This is a genomic window from Trebonia sp. (assembly GCF_049794275.1).
Classification (GTDB): domain Bacteria; phylum Actinomycetota; class Actinomycetes; order Streptosporangiales; family Streptosporangiaceae; genus Trebonia.
The window spans coordinates 1-3,503 of the sequence record NZ_JBARCR010000319.1 but is presented as its reverse complement, the minus strand read 5'-3'; the positions used below and the strand labels follow the sequence as shown (position 1 = coordinate 3,503).

Here is a 3,503-nt window from a genome sequence, read left to right as displayed (position 1 = left end):
TCCTCCTCGAGCGTGTCCAGCAGCTCCGCTTCGACCCAGCGGTTGAGCATGGAGTAGGAGGGCTGGTGGATCAGCAGGGGCACGCCCAGCTCGCGCAGGATCGCCGCGGCCTCCCGGGTCCGCTCCGCGGAAGAGGAGGAGATGCCGGCGTACACGGCCCGCCCTGAGGTGACCGCCGTGGCCAGCGCGCCCATGGTCTCCTCGAGCGGGGTGTCCGGATCGGCGCGGTGGCTGTAAAAGATGTCCACGTACTCCAGGCCCATCCGGCCCAGCGACTGGTCGAGGCTGGCCAGCAGGTACTTGCGGGATCCGCGATCGCCGTACGGGCCGGGCCACATGTCGTAGCCGGCCTTGGTCGAGATGATGAGCTCGTCCCGGTACGGCCGCAGGTCCTCGCGGAGGATCCGGCCGAAGTTGATCTCGGCCGAGCCGTACGGCGGGCCGTAGTTGTTGGCCAGGTCGAAATGGGTCACGCCGAGGTCGAACGCGCGCCGCAAGATGGCCCGCTGGGTGTCCACGGTCCGGTCGTCACCGAAGTTCTGCCAGAGTCCGAGGGACACCTCGGGGAGCTCGATCCCGCTGCGCCCGCAGCGGCGGTAGGGCATCTTCTCCTCGTACCGGTCCTCGGCAGCTACGTAGGTCATGGAAGGAGTCTGCCACTGGCCTCGCCCGCCGGGGACGGCTGGCAGGATGTGATAGTTGCCTGGGCACAAGTAACAGGGCCGGCTGTGCCGCAATCGACTGCGGCGCCGGCCCGGCAACACCAGTGCAGTGCGGCAAGACGACGACGTACAGGAAGTAGGGCGCTCCATGTATGACGCGATTCAGGCAGAGACCATCAGCCTGGCCGGGGCCGGCGGGGACCAGATAGAGGCCTATCTGGCCCGCCCGCTCGGACCGGGCCCGTTCGGCAGTGTTGTGGTCATCCATCACATGCCCGGATACGACGAGCAGACCAAGGAGATCACCAGGACGTTCGCCGTGCACGGCTACAACGCCGTGTGCCCCAACCTGTACTGGCGTGAGGCACCCGGGGCCAGCCCGGACGACGCCGCCGCCACCGCGCGGGCGGCGGGAGGCGTGCAGGATGAGCGGCTGGTCGGAGACGTGGGCGGCGCGGTCGTGTACCTGCGGGCGATGCCGAACTCCAACGGCAAGGCCGGCACGATCGGCTACTGCTCGGGCGGCCGCCAGTCGTTCCTCGCGGCGGTCAGCCTGCCGCTGGACGCGGCGGTGGACTGCTACGGCGCGTTCGTCGTGGGCACCCCGCCGGAGGGCATGCCGCTCAAGGTCGGCCCGATCGTGGACAAGACGCCCCAGCTGTCGTGCCCGCTGCTCGGGCTGTTCGGCGCGGACGATCAGCACCCGTCGCCCGAGCAGGTCGCCGAGCTGGAGAAGGCGCTGCAGGAGGCGGGCAAGACGTACGAGTTCCACAGCTACGAGGGCGCCGGGCACGCGTTCTTCTCGGTGAACCGGCCCGCCTACCGGCCCGAGGCGGCAATGGACGGCTGGCAGAAGATCTTCGATTTCTTCGGCACGTACCTCGCCTGACGCGGCCCGGCTCGAATGTCAGTGCCCCATGCCAGGATGGGGCTATGAAGTTCACCGTGGAGCGTGACGCGCTCGCGGAGGCCGTGACGTGGGTGGCGCGGGCGCTGCCCACCCGCCCGGTGGTCGCCGTGCTGGGCGGGCTGCTGCTGCGCGCCGCCGACGACGGGCTGATCCTGTCGTGCTTCGACTATGAGGTGTCGGCCCGGATGCGAGTGGCTGCCGAGGTAGCCGAGCCGGGGACGGTCCTGGTGCCCGGCAGGCTCCTGGTGGAGATCACCAGGAGCCTGCCGGGCCGCCCCGTCGAGTTCACCGACGATCCCGACGGCGTGAGCATGATATGCGGGGAGGCGGCGTTCACGCTGGCCACCCTTCCCGCGGGCGAGTACCCCGACCTCCCTGACCTGCCGCACCTGGCGGGGACCGCGGACGGCGGGTCGCTGGCCGCCGCGATCGGCCAGGTCACCCCGGCGGCGAGCCGCGACGACACGCTGCCGATGCTGACCGCGGTCAACCTTGAGCTCACCGGGCAGACGATGACGCTCGCCGCGACAGACCGGTACCGGCTGGCCGTGCGGGAGCTCGCCTGGTCGCCGTCGCCCGGCACCGGCGACGCCACGGTCCTGGTGCCCGCCAGGACGCTGGCCGACGCGGCCCGCCTGATGACCCCTGGCGAGCCGGTGCGGATCATGCTGCGGGCCAGCGGCACGCCGGACAGCGCGGACGCGATGATCGGCTTCGAGGCCGGCGACAGGCGGCTCACCACCCGGCTGCTGGCCGGCGAGTTCATCAAGTACCGGTCCAGGTTCCCCGACGAGTTCGGCTCCACGGCTGACCTGCCCGCCGAGGCGTTCACCGAGGCGGTGCGCCGGGTGTCGCTCGTCGCCGAGCGCGGCACGCCGGTCCAGCTGTCGTTCGGCCCTGGCCGGGTCACGGTGGGCGCGGCCACCCAGGGCCACGCGCGGGCCAGGGAGACGGTGCCCGCGGAGTTCAGCGGCGCCGAGCCGGTGATCGCGTTCAGCCCCGGCTACCTGCTCGACGGAGTGGTCGCGGCGACGGCAGGCGCCGAGGACGGGCGGGTCAGGCTGCGCTTCACTAGCGCGAGCAAGCCCGCGGTGATCACGCAGTCGCCGCCCGGCGCCCCGGGCGGGCCGGGAAACGACTTCAGGTACCTGGTCGTGCCGCAGCGCGTGCAGCAGTAGCGGACGGCTAATGCCCCCCTGGCGGGCCCGGGTAGTAGTAGAACCCGTGCCTGGCGAACAGCATGGCGGTCAGCAGCCAGATCACCATGGCCAGGACCAGCAGCGACAGCGCGGCGAACCGGCCTGCCCGGTCCGACGGCGTGCCGGGCCGCCCCCGCTCGTGCGGCGGGAACCCGTCCGGCGGCCAGGACACCGGCACCCAGTCCGGCCGCCGCAGCCTCGGCAGGTCGGCCATGATCCGGGTGAGCTGGCCGTACGTCCGGGCGGAGAATACCGCGCCGAGCCGGTGGTTCAGCTCGTCGAGGGTCAGCCGGCCGGCCACGTAGTGCTCGCCGAGATCCGCCGCAGCGGCGTCCCGCTCCGCGTCCCCGATGCGCAGCGTGTGCGGTGCCACGGCCGGGAATGACTCACGGCCACGGCCGCCAGGCAGCTCGCCGCCGGGGCCGGGGAACGGAGCGTAGTAACGCATCGCCACCCGCTTCCGTACTTGATCGAAAGTTCGGTACCCCTCCACCATAAGTCCGACCTGCGGCGGAGGGAACCCGGAGCGGCGTGGCGCTACCAGCGGCCGCGCCGCCGCGGTCCGCACCCGCCGACCCGGCGCCGGAAGAACAGCCGCCGCAGCAGCCCGAACGCGGCCAAAATCAGCACGATCCCGAACGGACGCCCGGCCCCGATGCCGAACGCGCCAAGCGTGCCGACCAGGAACAGCGCGGCGACGACCAGCATCGTGACCAAGACCGAGCCCGCGGT

5 protein-coding genes are annotated in these 3,503 nt (G+C 71.8%); 2 read left to right on the top strand and 3 right to left on the bottom strand.

Annotated features, from left to right (window positions below; all coding sequences use genetic code 11):
- On the bottom strand, positions 1-644 hold a 644-nt coding region (locus tag WA805_RS08885; RefSeq protein ID WP_425242099.1), incomplete at its 3' end, for an aldo/keto reductase.
- Positions 645-810: 166 nt separating this feature from the next.
- On the opposite strand from WA805_RS08885, the gene WA805_RS08880 reads away from it, so the two are divergent.
- Both WA805_RS08880 and dnaN read left to right on the top strand, forming a co-directional pair.
- On the top strand, positions 811-1,551 hold the full coding sequence (locus tag WA805_RS08880; RefSeq protein WP_425242098.1) for a dienelactone hydrolase family protein: 741 nt from the start codon (positions 811-813) through the stop codon (positions 1,549-1,551).
- Between the two features lie 44 nt (positions 1,552-1,595).
- Positions 1,596-2,750 (top strand): DNA polymerase III subunit beta, encoded by a 1,155-nt coding sequence (gene dnaN, locus WA805_RS08875; protein WP_422337274.1) that lies wholly within the window; start codon positions 1,596-1,598, stop codon positions 2,748-2,750.
- A 7-nt stretch (positions 2,751-2,757) separates the two neighbouring features.
- On the opposite strand, the gene WA805_RS08870 is transcribed toward dnaN, so the two are convergent.
- Together WA805_RS08870 and WA805_RS08865 are read right to left on the bottom strand one after the other, a co-directional pair.
- Complete coding sequence (locus tag WA805_RS08870) at positions 2,758-3,219, bottom strand: DUF1707 SHOCT-like domain-containing protein (protein WP_422272990.1); 462 nt, start codon at positions 3,217-3,219, stop codon at positions 2,758-2,760.
- Positions 3,220-3,308: 89 nt separating this feature from the next.
- Positions 3,309-3,503: hypothetical protein (locus WA805_RS08865; RefSeq protein WP_425242097.1), on the bottom strand; the 195-nt coding region annotated here is incomplete at its 5' end.